This is a genomic window from Alcaligenes endophyticus (assembly GCF_026344035.1).
Taxonomy (GTDB): Bacteria; Pseudomonadota; Gammaproteobacteria; order Burkholderiales; family Burkholderiaceae_B; genus Alcaligenes; species Alcaligenes endophyticus.
In genome coordinates this window covers 106,755-122,599 of the sequence record NZ_JAPKND010000009.1, presented here as the reverse complement: position 1 = coordinate 122,599, position 15,845 = coordinate 106,755, and the positions used below count along the sequence as shown (strand labels likewise).

Annotated in this window: 22 protein-coding genes and 1 tRNA gene; 15 read left to right on the top strand and 8 right to left on the bottom strand. The window is 50.1% G+C overall.

Annotation, left to right across the window (positions count from 1 at the left end):
• Positions 1-82: 82 nt before the first annotated feature.
• The 6 genes from OSH01_RS14550 to OSH01_RS14525 all read left to right on the top strand — a co-directional run bounded on the left by OSH01_RS14550 (position 83) and on the right by OSH01_RS14525 (position 3,573).
• A complete protein-coding gene (locus OSH01_RS14550; RefSeq protein ID WP_266124843.1) occupies positions 83-436 on the top strand; it encodes a hypothetical protein in 354 nt (117 codons plus the stop codon).
• 85 nt (positions 437-521) lie between these two features.
• Positions 522-779: a hypothetical protein gene (locus OSH01_RS14545; RefSeq protein ID WP_266124842.1), complete on the top strand. Its 258-nt coding sequence runs from the start codon at positions 522-524 to the stop codon at positions 777-779.
• Positions 776-1,054, top strand: a complete 279-nt coding sequence (locus OSH01_RS14540; RefSeq protein WP_266124841.1) for a hypothetical protein — start codon at positions 776-778, stop codon at positions 1,052-1,054. The genes OSH01_RS14545 and OSH01_RS14540 overlap by 4 nt, the downstream gene beginning before the upstream one ends.
• On the top strand, positions 1,044-1,232 hold the full coding sequence (locus OSH01_RS14535) for a hypothetical protein (protein WP_266124840.1): 189 nt from the start codon (positions 1,044-1,046) through the stop codon (positions 1,230-1,232). Before OSH01_RS14540 ends, OSH01_RS14535 begins: the two co-directional genes overlap by 11 nt.
• Before the next feature lie 2 nt (positions 1,233-1,234).
• Positions 1,235-1,990 carry a hypothetical protein gene (locus OSH01_RS14530; RefSeq protein WP_266124839.1) on the top strand — a complete coding sequence of 252 codons (756 nt, stop codon included), beginning with the start codon at positions 1,235-1,237 and terminating at the stop codon, positions 1,988-1,990.
• Complete coding sequence (locus OSH01_RS14525; protein ID WP_266124838.1) at positions 1,990-3,573, top strand: YqaJ viral recombinase family protein; 1,584 nt, start codon at positions 1,990-1,992, stop codon at positions 3,571-3,573. The genes OSH01_RS14530 and OSH01_RS14525 overlap by 1 nt, the downstream gene beginning before the upstream one ends.
• A 116-nt stretch (positions 3,574-3,689) precedes the next feature.
• Here the strand turns inward: OSH01_RS14525 and OSH01_RS14520 are convergent, their stop codons facing one another.
• Positions 3,690-4,337, bottom strand: coding sequence for a hypothetical protein (locus tag OSH01_RS14520; protein ID WP_266124837.1), 648 nt, complete (start codon positions 4,335-4,337; stop codon positions 3,690-3,692).
• A gap of 71 nt (positions 4,338-4,408) precedes the next feature.
• Between OSH01_RS14520 and OSH01_RS14515 the strand changes: the two genes are divergently transcribed.
• Positions 4,409-5,308 carry a recombination-associated protein RdgC gene (locus tag OSH01_RS14515; protein ID WP_266124836.1) on the top strand — a complete coding sequence of 300 codons (900 nt, stop codon included), beginning with the start codon at positions 4,409-4,411 and terminating at the stop codon, positions 5,306-5,308.
• 1 nt (position 5,309) lies between these two features.
• The gene (locus OSH01_RS14510) at positions 5,310-5,660 is read left to right on the top strand and encodes a hypothetical protein (protein ID WP_266124835.1); all 351 of its coding nucleotides are present in this window, start codon (positions 5,310-5,312) and stop codon (positions 5,658-5,660) included.
• A gap of 2 nt (positions 5,661-5,662) precedes the next feature.
• On the opposite strand, the gene OSH01_RS14505 is transcribed toward OSH01_RS14510, so the two are convergent.
• Complete coding sequence (locus tag OSH01_RS14505; protein ID WP_266124834.1) at positions 5,663-6,439, bottom strand: hypothetical protein; 777 nt, start codon at positions 6,437-6,439, stop codon at positions 5,663-5,665.
• On the opposite strand from OSH01_RS14505, the gene OSH01_RS14500 reads away from it, so the two are divergent.
• Genes OSH01_RS14500 through OSH01_RS14485 form a run of 4 tightly spaced genes read left to right on the top strand, consistent with a single transcriptional unit; the run spans position 6,438 to position 8,936 of the window.
• On the top strand, positions 6,438-8,024 hold the full coding sequence (locus OSH01_RS14500) for a DNA cytosine methyltransferase (protein ID WP_266124833.1): 1,587 nt from the start codon (positions 6,438-6,440) through the stop codon (positions 8,022-8,024). The two genes, OSH01_RS14505 and OSH01_RS14500, sit on opposite strands and share 2 nt — an antisense overlap.
• Complete coding sequence (locus OSH01_RS14495) at positions 8,021-8,245, top strand: hypothetical protein (RefSeq protein ID WP_266124832.1); 225 nt, start codon at positions 8,021-8,023, stop codon at positions 8,243-8,245. The genes OSH01_RS14500 and OSH01_RS14495 overlap by 4 nt, the downstream gene beginning before the upstream one ends.
• Complete coding sequence (locus OSH01_RS14490) at positions 8,242-8,442, top strand: hypothetical protein (protein WP_266124831.1); 201 nt, start codon at positions 8,242-8,244, stop codon at positions 8,440-8,442. The genes OSH01_RS14495 and OSH01_RS14490 overlap by 4 nt, the downstream gene beginning before the upstream one ends.
• A gap of 41 nt (positions 8,443-8,483) precedes the next feature.
• Positions 8,484-8,936 (top strand): class I SAM-dependent methyltransferase, encoded by a 453-nt coding sequence (locus tag OSH01_RS14485; protein ID WP_266124907.1) that lies wholly within the window; start codon positions 8,484-8,486, stop codon positions 8,934-8,936.
• 33 nt (positions 8,937-8,969) lie between these two features.
• Here the strand turns inward: OSH01_RS14485 and OSH01_RS14480 are convergent, their stop codons facing one another.
• Entirely contained in the window at positions 8,970-9,380 is a 411-nt protein-coding gene (locus tag OSH01_RS14480) for a hypothetical protein (RefSeq protein WP_266124830.1), read from the bottom strand.
• A 115-nt stretch (positions 9,381-9,495) separates the two neighbouring features.
• Here OSH01_RS14480 and OSH01_RS14475 point away from each other — a divergent pair, with 115 nt between their 5' ends.
• The 3 genes from OSH01_RS14475 (at position 9,496) to OSH01_RS14465 (ending at position 11,545) form a co-directional block, all read left to right on the top strand.
• Positions 9,496-9,960 carry a DUF6683 family protein gene (locus tag OSH01_RS14475; protein ID WP_266124829.1) on the top strand — a complete coding sequence of 155 codons (465 nt, stop codon included), beginning with the start codon at positions 9,496-9,498 and terminating at the stop codon, positions 9,958-9,960.
• Positions 9,951-10,166: a hypothetical protein gene (locus OSH01_RS14470; protein WP_266124828.1), complete on the top strand. Its 216-nt coding sequence runs from the start codon at positions 9,951-9,953 to the stop codon at positions 10,164-10,166. The genes OSH01_RS14475 and OSH01_RS14470 overlap by 10 nt, the downstream gene beginning before the upstream one ends.
• Positions 10,167-10,393: 227 nt before the next feature.
• Positions 10,394-11,545 carry a tyrosine-type recombinase/integrase gene (locus OSH01_RS14465; protein ID WP_266124827.1) on the top strand — a complete coding sequence of 384 codons (1,152 nt, stop codon included), beginning with the start codon at positions 10,394-10,396 and terminating at the stop codon, positions 11,543-11,545.
• Between the two features lie 74 nt (positions 11,546-11,619).
• On the opposite strand, the gene OSH01_RS14460 is transcribed toward OSH01_RS14465, so the two are convergent.
• The 5 genes from OSH01_RS14460 to sufC form a co-directional block, all read right to left on the bottom strand.
• A tRNA-Pro gene (locus OSH01_RS14460) sits at positions 11,620-11,696 on the bottom strand.
• Positions 11,697-11,849: 153 nt separating this feature from the next.
• A complete protein-coding gene (sufT, locus tag OSH01_RS14455; RefSeq protein ID WP_266124826.1) occupies positions 11,850-12,410 on the bottom strand; it encodes a putative Fe-S cluster assembly protein SufT in 561 nt (186 codons plus the stop codon).
• Between the two features lie 94 nt (positions 12,411-12,504).
• Entirely contained in the window at positions 12,505-13,752 is a 1,248-nt protein-coding gene (locus OSH01_RS14450; protein WP_266124825.1) for a cysteine desulfurase, read from the bottom strand.
• Positions 13,749-15,062, bottom strand: a complete 1,314-nt coding sequence (gene sufD, locus OSH01_RS14445; RefSeq protein WP_266124824.1) for a Fe-S cluster assembly protein SufD — start codon at positions 15,060-15,062, stop codon at positions 13,749-13,751. The genes OSH01_RS14450 and sufD overlap by 4 nt, the downstream gene beginning before the upstream one ends.
• Entirely contained in the window at positions 15,059-15,832 is a 774-nt protein-coding gene (gene sufC / locus OSH01_RS14440) for a Fe-S cluster assembly ATPase SufC (RefSeq protein ID WP_266124823.1), read from the bottom strand. Before sufC ends, sufD begins: the two co-directional genes overlap by 4 nt.
• Between the last annotated feature and the right edge of the window lie 13 nt (positions 15,833-15,845).

Genomic DNA, 15,845 nt, shown 5'->3' with positions numbered 1-15,845 from the left:
GCAGTGCAAGCTGTAACCCTCAACCCAATCTTTTCCATTAGCGCCGGACGCGGTGCGTATCCCCATCCTCAGGAGTTATCAAATGAACGCTATCGCTGAGCGCGAGGTGCGCGCACACGAACTGGCCGAGCGTCGTCGTCAGGCCATCGCTAAACAAATCCTAGAATGCTTGAACGGCAAAACAGAATCCGTGCTTTTGTCTTGGGGCTTTAACTCTGTGCCTTGGCCTCAAAATCGCCAAGAGCTGGTTGAGGGCATCGAGGACGAGCTGATCAAAAAGTACAAAAAATGCTTTATGGCGAAGTTTATTCAAGCGCTGTCTGATGATTCACAGCGCATCGACCTGCAGCAAGCAATCAACCAAATCATTGACGAGCTTGCGGATAAGACGCATGCAAACATGACTTTGGGTGAACTGGAGGCGTTGCCATGCTGAAATTTATCTTGTTCTCAGCGACATATCTTTTTGTCGCCGCAATGGTGGTGTTAGGGGCTGAGGTTTTGAGTATTTGGAGGCAGCAATGACTTACGTTTCCGATCAAACGTCGCATGAGTTGCGCGCTCATATGAAGCGTTTGCAGGTAATGCCGGGCTGGTACGATCCACTGGCAGATCGTTTGCACAAGGAAGTAATGGATCAAGCGGCTGAGTTAGAGCGGCTGAAAGAAGCTCTTAATTTAGCGCTCGAATACTGGAGCGATCGACAGCAGCGGTACAAAAACCGTAGCCCCGTATGGGTTCAAAAGGCAAGAGCTGCCCTATCAGGAGAAACCGCATGACAACGCGAATTGATGATGGTGGGCCAGCTTATCCTGTAATTAGCTCCCCTTATGAAGAAGGTCCAGGTTATGGGCACTGGGAGGGTGGTGATAAATGGCAGTTTGGCGGCATGACTTTGCGCGATGCTTTTGCTATGCGGGCCATGGCAGCTATGGTTGCTTCGCCCGGGTATTGCGTAGACGGGTGGCCGCAAGACGACATTGCGAAGCAGTCCTATGAAATGGCCGACTCAATGCTGCGAGCGCGAAGCGCAGGAGAAACCAATGCCACATAGCCGAAACCCCGCATTCCCCCGCACCCGCCGTAAAAATCCGTACGACGGCGTAGGCGGCTGGGCGCCCAATAGCAGCCGCCCGCCTTGGGGCTGGCCAATAACATTAGTAATCGCTATCGCACTCTTAGGAGTGCTTTTTTACGGCCCTACGTGGGCAGCGCGTCTCATAGGAGCCTAAAAATGGCAGATTTAACCACTCATCAAAAACAAGGCTTTAGCCTTACACCCCAATCATTAGATGAGGCGCTACGCTTCGCTGACGTACTTGCAAAGTCAAGTATCGTACCCAAGGACTTTGCGGGTAACCCTGGCAATATTTTGGTCGCCATTCAATGGGGCCTAGAGCTTGGTTTACAACCCATGCAAGCCATGCAGTCCATCGCGGTCATTAATGGACGCCCTGCCCTTTGGGGTGACGCTGTAATCGCATTAGTGCGCAGTTCATCAGTGTGTGAATACATCTACGAAACTGATGACGGCAACACTGCGACCATCCGCGTAAAACGACGCGGCGAGGAGGAGCAGGTGCGCACCTTCAGTACTGAGGACGCAAAATCAGCTGGTCTTGCGGGAAAACCAGGGCCATGGTCGCAGTACCCTAAGCGCATGCGCCAGATGCGAGCCAGAGCCTTTGCTTTGCGCGATGTTTTCCCTGACGTCTTGCGAGGCATGCCCATTGCCGAAGAGGTCCAAGATACGCCCCTAGAAAAAGACATGGGCCGCGCACAAACAACCGCCCAAGCTCAGGCAGCCTTACCGCATTACCCGCAAGAAAGCTTAGAAGAGAACCTTGGCAAGTGGCGCGGCATGATCGAGTCCGGACGAGTCACGCCAGAGCGTGTAATCGCCAACGTAGAGAGCAAATTCGTTCTCAGTGATCTGCAAAAAAAATCTATTACCGACCTAGCTAAACCAGAACTCATTGAGGCTGAATAATGATGAAAATACATCAAGTACATCAAGGCACTGACGAGTGGCATGCCCTACGAGCCCAACACTATACTGCCTCCGAGGCGCCAGTAATGATGGGGGCTTCAAGCAAAATTCGACGCAATGAGCTATTGCACCTCAAGGCTACTGGCACTGAGCGCGAATATAGCGACTGGGTTGAGCGAAACCTTTTCGACAAGGGCCATCAGTACGAAGCTATGGCACGACCGCTAGTGGAAGGGCAAATCGGCGAGGAGCTATTCCCAATCACTGTCACCCGCACAATAGGAGGGATTTCCCTGCTGGCGTCCCTAGATGGATGCACCATGCTCGGCGATACCATTTTTGAACATAAAATGTGGAACGAATGCTTGGCAGAGTCCGTGCGGCGACGAGACCTAGCCCCAGAGTACTATTGGCAACTGGAGCAGCAGTTGCTTGTGTCAGGCGCTGAGCGGGCCATCTTTGTAGTTTCTGACGGTACAGCTGAAAACTACGTATCAATGGAGTATCGCCCTATGCCTGGTCGAGCTCAAAAGCTGCTAGCCGGCTGGAAGCAGCTTCAAGAAGACCTCGCCAATTACATACCTGTTGAGCAAAAACCTGAGGCTGTGGGACGAACCCCTGAAAACCTACCGGCCCTACGTATTGAGGTCACAGGAGAAGTCTCAGCCAGCAACTTGGCTGATTACAAGGAACATGCGCTTGCCGTTATTCGGAGCATTAACCGCAACCTGAAAACAGATCAAGACTTTGCGGATGCTGAAAAATCGGTTAAGTGGTGCAAAGAGGCGGAGGACCGCTTGGTAGCAGCCAAGCAGCATGCCCTTAGCCAAACTCAGTCTATTGACGAGCTATTTCGCACTATTGATGAAATAGGTGCGGAGCTGCGCTCGACCCGCCTAGAGCTTGATCGTCTTGTCAAAGCGGAAAAAGAAAATGTTCGCAATCGCATCAAGCTTGAGGCAGAAACTGCATTCGCAGAGCACATAAAGCGCATCAACGCTAGGCTGACCCCCATTCAATTGCCGTCAATGCTGTGTAATGTTGCCCAAGCGATGAAGGGTAAGCGCACAGTGGCAACGTTACAGGACGCCGCAGACACAGAGTTGGCCCGAGCCAAAATCGAAGCCAACGAACTCGCTGATGATATATACGCAAAGCTTACTTGGTTTGACGATAACGTTGCCGAGCAGCATAAGCCCCTATTCCGAGACCTCAATGATCTCGTCACCATGCCTGCAAAGCACTTTGAATCAACGGCGATAGCTCGTCTATCACAACACCAGAAGGATGAAGATGCTCGCCTAGAGCGAGTGCGGGAGCGCATTCGGGAAGAGGAAAAAGCAAAGATCGAGACCCAACCTGAGCCTGTGGCGAGCACTTCAACAGCACCTGCTCGACAGCTTGCTTCAGCTATAGAGCCAATAAAGCCCGCGAAATCAACGCCAATCAACAGTCGGCCCACTGACCGCCAAATCATCGATGCGCTTACTCGGCACTTTCGCGTCGATGACAGCCAGGTCATTGAGTGGCTACTTGATATGGATCTATATGCGGCCAGTGAAGATCTGGCGGCGTCGCTTTAAAAGCAAGACCAAGACGGTAAAGATAACTACACCACTGAAGTTATTGCTGAGCAAATGCAAATGCTAGGCGGCAATGAAATTAAAGAGTGCGCTGCGAACTGAATATCAGCTACGCCTTAAGAAGTGGCCGGGCGCACTTCCCAATCAAGATTGGCCATATATTGCAACAGGCTCTCTATCCTGTCGAGCACCTCGATGGATAGCTTGCCCTTGTTAACCTCTTTTTTTTCATCACCAAAAATAGTGTACACATCTGCTCGTATACGCGGAAGCCCCGCTGCGAGCAAGGCAAGTGATTCCGCTGACTTGCTTTTGAAATATACGAGTGCATTAATATGCTTATCTAAGTTCGGAACATACAGCCCTTCCACAATGCTTAGTGCTCTCAATCGGTCTTCTGGGGTTGATTTAGACTCCAGTTTGAGTTCGGTATACCTCTCTAATATCTCCATTAATTCACCTATAGCTAGATAGGCTTGAACGGACTCTGCCATGAAGAGCCAACGATAAATACCCTGCGATTTACGACGCTCCTCAGACCGGCTTCTCGCGTCTTTAGTTAACGTCCACAAGGCAACAGCCACGGCACCGAACGTAGAGAAAGCGGTAACTACATCCCACCAGGGCGCTTTATCAAACATTGCCCAGGACGTATATATCCCTTGCACAACAAGAGTGATCAATACTCCCGCAACACAACCAATAATCACCCACCAAAACCACTGCGTCTTAGCGCTGTGGTCCTCTTTCCACTTAATTTTCATCCCCTTCCCTCCCTGTACATGCAGTTACACACCTGCATGAGCATAGCCTATCCCTAAAGGAATTACCCATCATGCAATGGTTTAAAAACCTGCGTGTCTTTAGACTCGCCCCCGATTTCTCAATGTCCGCCGAAGAGTTGCACGAAGCGCTGGAAACACAGGCGTTTCAGCCATGCGGCAGTCAAGAGCCTCACAGCATGGGCTGGGTGCCGCCGCGTGAAGGTGGCCTGCTAGCTTATGCTCAGGAGGGTCAACTGCTTGTCTGTCATAGAGCAGAAAAGAAGCTCCTGCCGGCGAGCGTCATTAACCAGCATGCACGCGAAAAAGCCCGTGATATCGAAGAGCAACAAGGCTACAAGCCCGGTCGCAAGCAAATGAGGGAGATCAAAGAACAGATAATCGCTGAATTGCTGCCTCGATCGCATGCTGTGCAGCGTGACACTTTAGTGTGGATAAACACGCGCAACGGCTGGTTTGTCATTGACACGGCCTCCACATCTAAAGGGGATGAGGTGCTGGGGCTGCTGGCCAAGACGCTGGATCCTTTCCCACTTTTACCCCTCTATACAGAACTGTCACCAGCCTCAGCTATGACGCAGTGGCTACTGGATGATGAGGCGCCGGATGGCTTCAGTATCGACCAAGACGCGGAGCTACGCTCTACTGGTGACAGTGGTGCAGCAGTTAAGTACGTTAAGCACTCTACTGATGTGGACGAAGTACGCAAGCACGTAGCCGCTGGCAAGCAATGCACACGCCTAGCTCTTACATGGGCTGACCGGATCTCGTTTGTGCTCGATAGCGGCTTGGAAATCAAGCGCTTAGCGCCGCTAGATATTCTTACCGAAAAGAAAGAACAGCTTAGTAATGATGATGAGCTATTCGCAGCGGATTTTGCGTTGATGACTGCCGAAGTGGCACAAATGCTTGTTGGTCTAGTTGATGCCTTGGGCGGCGAGAGAAGGGGCTGATATGAAAACAAAAACTTTTGAAATCGAAGTAATTACAACCAAACGAGTCCGCGTCATTCTGCCTGAGTGGTACGCCAAAACAGAGGCGCAGAAAGACTGGGAGAGCGGTCTTTGGCGTCTAGAGGGCGACACACCTGAAGAGAAGATCGTAGATATTGCCAGCTATGCAGCGAGTATGGCGGCAAACCATCCTGGTGGATATGGGCACGACGGCGTTGGAAAAATGATTGAAAGCCCATTTGAAAAACCTGATTATGAAAAGAATCAGTATCAAGTGGTCGCCATCGTCACGGACGAAGATGTCGAGTGCGAGGTGCAAAGCCAAGCCGCTTGGGTGTCAGTGGGACTTTAGAGTCACTTCCATTGAAGATAGCATCCTGTTAACGGACTCCGTGCATCTGAAAAATACACTATCAATTCTTTTAGCTCATCCGCCCATTTTTGGTTACTAAACTTCAAACCACAGTCCAAAATCACGCCCTGTAACTCCGCTAGCGTAATGACGGAATAGTCGTAATCGGAATGGTACCTAGAATACTCATACATTCTGCCTAAAACCAAATTCATCATACAAAGGGCTATGACCTCCCCAAGGATAAAGCCTCTCATAGGTTTTTTTCCTTGACGAGTTTTTTTGAATGTAGATTTCATTCTAGATCTAGCGATTTGTAAGTCGGTGATAAAAGCTGCTACTACCTTCGTTATATCATCCGACTCGGTCTCGGCCAGCGCCCGCAATCCGTGAAGCCAATTCTCATCGAAATCCGGTGGAGCATATTGCCCACTAATCCCCAGATCTTCTGAGAAATAATTCTTATAAAACTCAGCTCCCTCAATTAGATAGCTATTGATTTTCGCAAGGGTATGCGGGAGGCATGCTCGCGCAACATAGGCCTGCTTCCTTCTACGCGAAATATCGTTATATATCGCCCCAAAAAACACAAGAAAACTGGCTAAAAATGCTAATAGACCAGCTATTAGTGTTTGCCAGTTATGAAGGAACGACGATAAGGATTTGCTGGTAAAAATGTACACGCCCAACACCAGCCCCATTATGCATCCAAGAAAAACGCCTGCTGCCAAAGCCATTGCCATCCGGTACTCGTAACTATATCTTTTATCGCTCACCATGGCCTCCAAACAATATTTATTACCGATAGCCTCGGAGATCATAGTCGATCTTTTCGCAGGCGGTGGTGGCGCGTCCACCGGAATTGAGCAGGCCACAGGCCGTCACGTTGATGTTGCAGTCAACCACGACCCAGAAGCTATTGCTCTACATGAAATAAATCACCCCCAAACACAGCATTTTGTCAGTGACGTATTTGAGGTTAATCCACATCTAGCCACAGGCGGTCGCCCAGTAGGTCTGCTTTGGGCTAGTCCTGATTGTAAACATTTCAGCAAAGCCAAGGGCGGCAAGCCCGTGTCTAAGCGCATCCGTGGCCTAGCGTGGGTCGTCGTTAAATGGGCTAAGGCCGTACGCCCCCGCGTCATCATTCTTGAGAATGTAGAGGAGTTCCAGACGTGGGGCCCGTTGACCGATGATGGTATGCCTTGCAAAGAGCGACGCGGTCAGACTTTCCAGCTTTGGAAAGAGCAGCTGAGAGCACTTGGGTACCGGCTGGAATATAAAGAGCTGCGTGCTTGCGACTATGGTGCTCCTACCATCAGGAAGCGTTTCTTCATGGTTGCACGCTGTGATGGTCTGCCGATTGTGTGGCCCGAACAAACGCATTTTCAAAAGCCAGAAAAAGGCCAAAAGGCGTGGGCACCAGCATCAAGCATTATTGACTGGGCAATCCCCTGCCCGTCCATCTTTGAGCGAAAACGCCCCCTTGCGGATGCAACATGTAGGCGCATAGCGAAAGGCATTATGCGTTACGTGGTGGACGCTAAAGAGCCGTTCATTGTGCCTGGCGGTGTTGGCTTTATTACTAAGTTCCGCTCTGGCTCTGTAGGGACAGGGATGGACGAACCGCTGCACACAGTTACGGCTGGCGGCGAAACAAAGCGCATGAGTACAGGGAATGTTATGGGGATGGTGACAGCATTCTTAGCTAAGCATTACACCGGCGTAGTTGGTAGCGACCTAGATAGCCCAATCGGTACCGTAACTAGCGTAGATCACCATAGCCTAGTAACGGCAAGTCTTGTGCACCTTGGACACGGTGAGGGCAAATGCGGCACCAAACGTTTTTCGCACGGCATCCGCGACATTGAACAGCCACTAAACACGGTGACTGCAAGCGGAGCACCTGCAGGTCTGGTAACAAGCCATCTAGTGAAGCTGCGTAACAACCAGTTCGGTCAGAGCGTAGAGGAGCCCATGCCGACACTGACAGCCGGTGGTGGCCACGTAGGCGAAGTGCGCTCTTTCTTGATCAAGTATTACGGCAATGATCAAGACGGAGTAAGCCTTCATGAGCCATTGCACACGGTACCCACCCGCGACCGATTCGGCTTAGTCACCGTTCACGGGGTAGATTATCAAATCGTTGATATTGGCCTACGCATGCTATCTCCGCGTGAGCTCTACCGTGCGCAGGGCTTTCCCGAGTCGTACATCATCGACCACGTAGCCGATAACAAACCCCTAACTAAAACAGCACAAGTGCGCATGTGTGGCAATAGCGTATGCCCGCCACTAGCCCAAGCCCTAGTTCTAGCAAATTACTCTGAGCAGCAAACGCTGCAGCGGGAGAAAGTCGCATGACAGATAAAGCGCCCGAAAAAAGAGGCCCAATACCCCTGCCCCGCTTGAAGCATATTCAGCCGGGGCAATTTTTTACCCTAATTCACGAATCTACGCCTCGTTTGCTGCTCAGCAAGTCTGACCGGTACGGGCACTTCGATGACGGCCGTGCATCGCTATGCCATGAGGTACGTGCCGAAAACATGAAATTCGGTGAGGGTGGATGGAGGGTCTCGGAATGAGCGCATTCTCATCATGGCTCACAAGCATTATCAAAGAAGCAGTCATCTTAGCGGGCTGCTTTTATTTTGCCCTACTCGGCGTAGAGACGCTAAGCAAAGAGTGGCTGCTGTTTTCGTTCACTGTAGCTATTTACGGTACTCACGGCCTGATAACCCTGCTTGGTTACGCCGACTATAAACCCAAGGAGGGCAAGTGAATTCCCCCACAGTCTTAGACCCCTGCTGCGGTAGCCGCATGATGTGGTTCAACCGACAGGACGAACGCTGCCTATTCGGTGACATGCGCCACGAATCAATCATCGTCACCGACCGCACACACCGCGAAGACGGTACACGAGCAGTGCATATTCACCCTGACGTGCGTTTTGACTTCCGACGTCTGCCATTTGCCGATGAATCGTTCTATCACGTGGTTTTTGACCCGCCTCACCTAGTGCGAGCTGGTCCACGTAACTGGTTGGCAGCGAAATACGGAAAGCTCAGTACACACTGGCAGGATGACCTACGAGCTGGGTTCGCTGAGTGCTTCCGAGTGCTGCGCCCCAACTGCGTCCTGAATTTTAAATGGAACGAAACGCAGATCCCTGTACGCGAAATCTTGGCTTGCACTGATGCTCAACCGCTATATGGCCACCGTGGAGGCCGACTCAATAAAACGCACTGGATAGTGTTTATGAAGGAATCCGAATGAACTCAACTCAATGGACAGCTAACCACATGCTCACTAAGGATTTAGGTAAAAAAGGAAAGCTATTTCTATTAAATAGAAAAAAAGAATACATGTTAGGGATAAGCATGAAGCGTAGAGTGCCGTTCTTTTTCCCGAATGCTTGCCTTCCATACGTATGCTGAAAACGATGCTGCCAATAATAAAAAAACAAAGATAATAAGGTGGCACCACCTTAACAGAAGTTGAGAGGACCGATGATATAGCTATTTGTGGCACGACAAAAACCAACTGAAGAATAAACGCGAGCCCCACAACTAAATAAATACTTAATAAAGGGCGGCGTAACTTGATGCTCGGGTAATGCTTGCCCAGCTTAGACAGGCCGAGGCCTGCAATACAAGCAATAACAACGAATGCTATAGCAAATATCACACCAATCAAAAAGAATGCAGGGGCTACTGTCATTAATACACCTTTAAATCAGGTCTGCAAAACAGCCCTTTAATTGCATCTTCTGAGCTTCTGTTTTAACGACATCTCTACTCCGAATACTAGAACGACACTCGAAAAGTATATCTCAATGACCACTCAATCCAATACTAGATGCATTACAGCGCAATGCACATGTCCGTCCGGTGATGGCTCTCTACGTTGGCCGTGCCCTGCTCACCCTCCACAACTCGCCCCCATTGATGAAATCCTGCGGGCACTAGACCTAGCCCGAGGGCAGATAGACGGGGCAGAAATAGCGCCAGCGTTTTACAACGTCGACTATTTAACGCGTGTAATGCAGATGGTGCGCGAACTGAAACAGCCCGCAGACGTAAGGGCATCAGATGAAATATTTTGGGATGCTGTTAGTAATTACGCAGGCGAGGTCGGCCCTATGAATACGGTGGCAGCGGCAATGGCCATTTTTGTAGCCGGTGCAAGTTTTTGTGCGCAGCAAGATGGACAGGACCCATCTGATGAAATAGTTATTAATTTTGGCGGCGTTAGAGATATCACGATTCATGCTGCACGTAAGGAGCAATCATGCGAATAGAGATTTGCAAGCATCACCGTGAATCGCCCCCGCGTGTTTCAGGGTGTCTTGCGTGCGAGTACGAAGAGGCACAGCAACAGCTGCAGCGTTTCAACATTCTGCATTCACGCATGATGGCTTTCGTCAGAAATCCACGCAATGCAGATAGACGCACTCTTGAGCAATTTAGGAGTGCGTTTTTACAAGAATTTAACCAGACAATTTAAGAGATTTCCATGCAATCAGCTCGATTTCTGCGCCTCGGAAAGGCGCATACATATCTTGGGATGTGCAAAGCTGTGTTTCAGCGTGATGTACGTCCATTTGTCACTGAAATACCAATTGGCGCCCGTGGGGTAGCATTTGATCGCTTAGAGCTTGATCAATGGGCGGACCGACACAAGCAATCCAAAGGAAAAAATACTAATACCTCTATAAATGAGTCACACAAAACATGGCAAAGAAAAGCATCCCCGGCCTCTACAAGCGTGGCGAGGTCTGGCATATCGACAAGCAGATCGCAGGATATGGACGACTTCGCTGCAGCACGGGCACGAGCAACTACTCGGAGGCCCAAACATATCTAATCTATCAACTAGAACAAATCCGCAAGCAGGTGGTGTACGGCGCGAGAAGTTGCCCGACGTTCAGGCAGGCGGCTACGCGGTATTTAAATGAATATTCAGACCAACCCTCTGCCTGGCACACCGCCACCTATCTAAGTCAGCTTGTCGACTACATCGGCGACATTCCGGTTAATGAAATCAAACACTCAAGCTTTGAGCGATACATCACAGAGCGACAAAAGACTGTAAGCAATCGAACGATCAATATTGCCCTACAGAGAGCTGTGCGGGTTTTAAATATATGCGCCCGCAAGTGGCGCGATGAAAGAAATCGTCCATGGCTAGACAGCGTCCCGTTAATTGAAATGCTAGATGAGAAAAAGACGGCACGCACACCCTATCCACTTGACTGGAAGGAGCAAGAGATTCTGTTCTCTGAGCTAGCCCCTCACCTACGCGCCATGGCTCTATTTAAGGTCAATACGGGATGCAGGGAGCAAGAGGTATGTAAACTTCAGTGGGATTGGGAAATTCCTGTTGCTGAGCTAGGAATCAGCGTGTTTCTCATACCCGCAGATTTTGGAGGTAGATTTGAGTCTTCAGGCGTAAAAAACGGCGAAGATAGACTGGTTGTCTTAAACAGCATAGCCAGAACTATTATTTCAAATCAACGGGGACAGCATCCGATATGGGTGTTCCCATATGATGAAGGCCCGATGGCACGTATGAATGCATCAGGCTGGCGTGCTGCTAGAAGACGCGCAGCCATAAAGTGGGAGAGGCAATACAAAAAGCCAGCTGCGGCTGGTTTTAGTACAGTGCGTGTACACGATCTAAAGCACACATTCGGCAGGCGATTGAGAGCAGCAGGCTCTCACTTAGAAGACCGCCAAGTACTGCTTGGTCACACTAATGGCTCTATTACAACCCATTACTCTGCCGCTGATTTATCTAAATTATTAACGGAGGTCGAGAAGTTGGTGCACAGTGCCGAGGAGGCTCCTGTGGTGACGCTGCTTAGGCGTCGCGGGGATCGTTAAAATGAATCCCCACAAAATCCCCACAACAACGAACAAGGCCTTACAGCGATAATACTGTAAGGCCTTGATTTATTTGGTCGGAACGGAAGGATTCGAACCTTCGACCCCTTGCACCCCATGCAAGTGCGCTACCAGACTGCGCTACGCCCCGAAAGAATTAAATAATAACATGGTTCTGGAAAAAAGCAAAGCTTATCTCTTTATTTCATTTATTATTTAATTTTAAAGCAAAAATAAAAGGAAAAAAGCTTACTGATTTTCTGTGCAGCAAGCTTTCGAGGGAACGCAACTTATGAGGAGGGCCTTACAACATGCCTAACTGTAGGCGCGCTGACTCGCTCATGCGTTCACGGCTCCATGGTGGATCCCACACCAAATCAACCACCACATTTTCCACACCTTCTATGGTGAGTAGCTTATAGCGGGCTTCATCGGCAATCATGGTGCCCATGCCGCAACCGGGAGCGGTTAAGGTCATGTTCATCTGGATATTAAAAGCTTCAGGCCCAGTTTGTTCTACCTTGCACTCATAAACCAAACCTAGATTCACTATATCGACTGGGATCTCAGGATCAAACACTTCCGTTAACACCACCCAGGCCGCATCCTCTACCGTTTTTTCCGTTAGCGGTTTTTCTGGTACAAATACGGGAGGTTTCTCGTGGGGATCAAACCCCAGGGCGTCACCATCTACCCCTTCAATGCGATAAAGGTTGCCTTCTACCATAACGGTATAGCTGCCACCCAATTTCTGGGTAATCGTGGCCATGCAGCCTTTTTCCACCGTTACTGGTGCACCGTAAGGAATGCTCACAGCGGGACAGTCTCGTAATACCTCTACTTCTTCTCGATCAAAATAACTCATGTTGCGCCTTTATGCGGTTTGCGCGGTTACTGGCCTTTATCATTTTTACTCAACGCTGCTCAGGCCAGTGTGCTCAGCGGTGCTTACGGAATAGTTAACCCACACCAAACAGTTTTTTTGCTTTGTATATGCCAGCCACCAACGCGTCCACATCTGCCGTATTGTTATACAAAGCAAACGACGCTCTAGCCGTAGCGGGTAAGCCTAAGCGAGTCATCAGGGGCATAGCGCAGTGATGCCCTGCCCGAATGGCAATCCCATCCATATCTAGTATGGTGCCTAGATCGTGAGGATGTATATCATCTAACATAAATGATGCAATGGCTGCTTTATGCGGCCCCGTGCCAATGATGCGAAGCCCTTTGATGTCTAACAACGCCGCTGTGGCATAGGTCAACAAGTCGTGCTCGTGCTGCGCAATCGCCTCCAAGCCTACTTCCTGTACATAATCAATTGCCGCTGCCATGGCAATGGTACCGGCAATATTTGGTGTACCGGCTTCAAAACGCTGAGGCACCGGAGCATAGGTACTACCTTCAAAACTGACGGTTTGTATCATATCGCCACCACCCATCCAGGGCACCATGCCATCTAAGATGTCGTAACGCGCGTACAGGGCACCCATACCGGTAGGACCATATAATTTATGGGCAGAAAACACATAAAAATCACAACCTATGGCTTGTACATCAACCACAGCGTGTGCCACTGCTTGAGCACCATCAATCAGTACCTTAGCCCCTACTGCTTGGGCGGCACGTGTCATTGCTTGAATGGGGTTAACTGTACCCAAAGCATTCGAGACATGGTTCATGGCTAACAAGCGAGTACGCTCAGACAGCAATGCTTGGAAAGCGGTTAAATCTAATTCACCGCTATCCAATACTGGAACGACTTTAATCAGCGCGCCTGTATGTTGAGCAACAAACTGCCACGGCACAATATTGGAGTGATGCTCAAGTTCGGTAAGCAATATTTCATCGCCTTGCTTGAGATTACTCATCCCCCAACAGTAGGCCACCATATTGATAGCCTCGGTGGTACCACGGGTAAACACGATTTCTTCAGGCCTAGCAGCGTGCAAAAATTTTTGCACGGTCACTCTGGCCTGATCGTATAGGTCGGTAGCGTGTTGCGACAACCAGTGCACGCCTCGGTGGATATTAGCGTTAGAACGTTCGTAAAAATCACGCTCAGCGTCAATTACCACTTGAGGCTTTTGGGTAGTAGCGCCGTTATCCAGATAGACCAAACGCTGTCCGCGGATGGGCTGTTTTAATATAGGAAACTCAGCTTGACGTGCCAGCATGGCAGGACTCAGTTCAGGCGCTACCACTGTCATGCAAGCTCTCCTACACGCAAACCACCCGGCAGCAAGGATGCAATACCTGCTGTTGCTCGGGCACGTAATTGCTCATTGGCAATACGCTCAAGGGACTGTGCAGCAAAGGCATAAATCAAGGTGTTTTTTGCATCCTCGGCTGACATACCTCGAGCGCGCAGGTAAAACAGACTGTCAGCATCTAATTGGCCTACGGTTGCCCCGTGCGCGCACTTTACGTCATCAGCGTAAATTTCCAGCTCTGGACGAGCATCAGAACGTGCCAACTTGGACAATAACAAGCTATCAGAGCGCTGAATCGCATCCGTACCATCGGCACCCTTAGCCACCAAAATACGGCCACTAAATACACCGCGAGCACGATCGGCTAAAATGCCACGATAGTACTCATGACTGATGCAATTGGGCTGCGCATGGTTAATCACGGTGTTGTGATCAACATGACGACGCCCATCGACATAATACAAGCCATTGAATAAGGTTTCACAGCGCTCGCCGTTAAACACTGTGGCAATATCATTGCGCACCAAGCGCGCGCCAAACGATAAAGAATGCGAGTTATAAACCGAACCGCGTTCTTGTGTAGTGTTCAGATTACCTAGGTGAAAAGCTTGCGCAGACTCTTGCTGCAATTTGACATGGGTAAAACATGCATCTTGCTCAATACAGGTATTAGTCGTGGCGCTAGTGAAATTTTGCTGCTCATCATCCAAGGCAATATAGTGCTCGACCAAGGTCAATGCTGCTCCGGCTTGTACACGCACTACATTACGCGTAAATGCAGCCGTACTGTCTGTGTTCACAAAGACCACGTGCACCACAGGCTCAACCTGAACACCACGCGCCACATCAATCAGCACGCCATCTTGAGCCAATGCTAAGTTTAGCGCTGCGGTACTCGCACCCTGCTCGACCTCGCCCCAGTGACTTTGTAATAGCTCTTGCTGAGTACTTAGCTCTACCTGCGACCAAGCGTGCAGTTGCACGCCCGCTGGCAAAGCTGGCACAGAAGACTGAGCGGCATCATAGTGACCATTCACGAAGACCAAATAACAGCCCTGATCGGTTCCTTTCAACGCCTGCAAGGCTTCACTGACCACCGCCTCGCCACCAGGCCGAAAGCTTAGTTGCGTCAGGGGAGCCAAGGAGGTGTGATGCCATGCTTCAATACGCGTTGTGGGCCAGCTTTCAGCGAGAAAACGCTCTAGCGCCCGCTCACGCACAGCCGCCAGCCAGGGCAATCTTGCAGCACTAGGCTGACTGGCAGCCTGTGCAACGAAATCATTCACCCAGGAAGGAAGTGTGCTCATACAGCCTCTCCCTTGGCATTGTCTTCAGCGTGCTCTTGAATCCATCCGTAGCCACGCTCTTCAAGCTCTAGGGCCAATTCGCGGCCGCCCGAACGTACGATACGTCCGCCGACCAATACGTGCACGAAATCCGGCACGATATAGTCTAACAAGCGCTGATAGTGAGTGATGACCAGTAAGGAGCGCTCTGGTGAACGCATACGATTTACACCGTCAGCAACCACACGTAAGGCGTCGATATCTAACCCTGAGTCCGTTTCATCCAAAATAGCGAGCTTTGGTTCGAGCATGCTCATTTGCAGCACCTCGTTGCGTTTTTTCTCGCCTCCCGAAAAGCCTTCGTTGACGGAGCGATGCAAAAACTCTTCGCGCATGCCTACGATTTTCATTTCTTCGCGAACGCGCTTTAGAAACTCAATCGCATTGAGCTCAGGCAGGCCGCGCGCACGACGCACCGCATTGACTGACGCACGCAAAAAATAAGCGTTTGATACACCGGGAATTTCAATGGGATACTGAAACGCCAAGAACAAGCCCGCACAGGCACGTTCTTCAATTTTCATATCCAGCAAATCTTGCCCTAAGTAATCCACCGATCCGCTATTGATCACGTAATCTTCACGGCCCGCTAATACCTGCGACAAGGTACTTTTACCTGAGCCATTAGGGCCCATAATGGCATGCACCTCACCGGGATTGATTTGCAGGTTTAGACCTTTTAGGATCTGCTTATCTTCTACCGAAGCGTGTAAATCTTTAATCGTTAACATTTCTGACATCTCC

What these genes read in the sequence shown, in the direction of transcription:
- OSH01_RS14550 (WP_266124843.1), top strand. Translation starts at nt 83, where the DNA reads ATGAACGCTATCGCTGAGCGCGAGGTGCGCGCACACGAACTGGCCGAG.
- OSH01_RS14545 (WP_266124842.1), top strand. Translation starts at nt 522, where the DNA reads ATGACTTACGTTTCCGATCAAACGTCGCATGAGTTGCGCGCTCATATG.
- OSH01_RS14540 (WP_266124841.1), top strand. Translation starts at nt 776, where the DNA reads ATGACAACGCGAATTGATGATGGTGGGCCAGCTTATCCTGTAATTAGC.
- OSH01_RS14535 (WP_266124840.1), top strand. Translation starts at nt 1,044, where the DNA reads ATGCCACATAGCCGAAACCCCGCATTCCCCCGCACCCGCCGTAAAAAT.
- OSH01_RS14530 (WP_266124839.1), top strand. Translation starts at nt 1,235, where the DNA reads ATGGCAGATTTAACCACTCATCAAAAACAAGGCTTTAGCCTTACACCC.
- OSH01_RS14525 (WP_266124838.1), top strand. Translation starts at nt 1,990, where the DNA reads ATGATGAAAATACATCAAGTACATCAAGGCACTGACGAGTGGCATGCC.
- OSH01_RS14520 (WP_266124837.1), bottom strand. Translation starts at nt 4,337, where the DNA reads ATGAAAATTAAGTGGAAAGAGGACCACAGCGCTAAGACGCAGTGGTTT.
- OSH01_RS14515 (WP_266124836.1), top strand. Translation starts at nt 4,409, where the DNA reads ATGCAATGGTTTAAAAACCTGCGTGTCTTTAGACTCGCCCCCGATTTC.
- OSH01_RS14510 (WP_266124835.1), top strand. Translation starts at nt 5,310, where the DNA reads ATGAAAACAAAAACTTTTGAAATCGAAGTAATTACAACCAAACGAGTC.
- OSH01_RS14500 (WP_266124833.1), top strand. Translation starts at nt 6,438, where the DNA reads ATGGCCTCCAAACAATATTTATTACCGATAGCCTCGGAGATCATAGTC.
- OSH01_RS14505 (WP_266124834.1), bottom strand. Translation starts at nt 6,439, where the DNA reads ATGGTGAGCGATAAAAGATATAGTTACGAGTACCGGATGGCAATGGCT.
- OSH01_RS14495 (WP_266124832.1), top strand. Translation starts at nt 8,021, where the DNA reads ATGACAGATAAAGCGCCCGAAAAAAGAGGCCCAATACCCCTGCCCCGC.
- OSH01_RS14490 (WP_266124831.1), top strand. Translation starts at nt 8,242, where the DNA reads ATGAGCGCATTCTCATCATGGCTCACAAGCATTATCAAAGAAGCAGTC.
- OSH01_RS14485 (WP_266124907.1), top strand. Translation starts at nt 8,484, where the DNA reads ATGTGGTTCAACCGACAGGACGAACGCTGCCTATTCGGTGACATGCGC.
- OSH01_RS14480 (WP_266124830.1), bottom strand. Translation starts at nt 9,380, where the DNA reads ATGACAGTAGCCCCTGCATTCTTTTTGATTGGTGTGATATTTGCTATA.
- OSH01_RS14475 (WP_266124829.1), top strand. Translation starts at nt 9,496, where the DNA reads ATGACCACTCAATCCAATACTAGATGCATTACAGCGCAATGCACATGT.
- OSH01_RS14470 (WP_266124828.1), top strand. Translation starts at nt 9,951, where the DNA reads ATGCGAATAGAGATTTGCAAGCATCACCGTGAATCGCCCCCGCGTGTT.
- OSH01_RS14465 (WP_266124827.1), top strand. Translation starts at nt 10,394, where the DNA reads ATGGCAAAGAAAAGCATCCCCGGCCTCTACAAGCGTGGCGAGGTCTGG.
- sufT (WP_266124826.1), bottom strand. Translation starts at nt 12,410, where the DNA reads ATGAGTTATTTTGATCGAGAAGAAGTAGAGGTATTACGAGACTGTCCC.
- OSH01_RS14450 (WP_266124825.1), bottom strand. Translation starts at nt 13,752, where the DNA reads ATGACAGTGGTAGCGCCTGAACTGAGTCCTGCCATGCTGGCACGTCAA.
- sufD (WP_266124824.1), bottom strand. Translation starts at nt 15,062, where the DNA reads ATGAGCACACTTCCTTCCTGGGTGAATGATTTCGTTGCACAGGCTGCC.
- sufC (WP_266124823.1), bottom strand. Translation starts at nt 15,832, where the DNA reads ATGTTAACGATTAAAGATTTACACGCTTCGGTAGAAGATAAGCAGATC.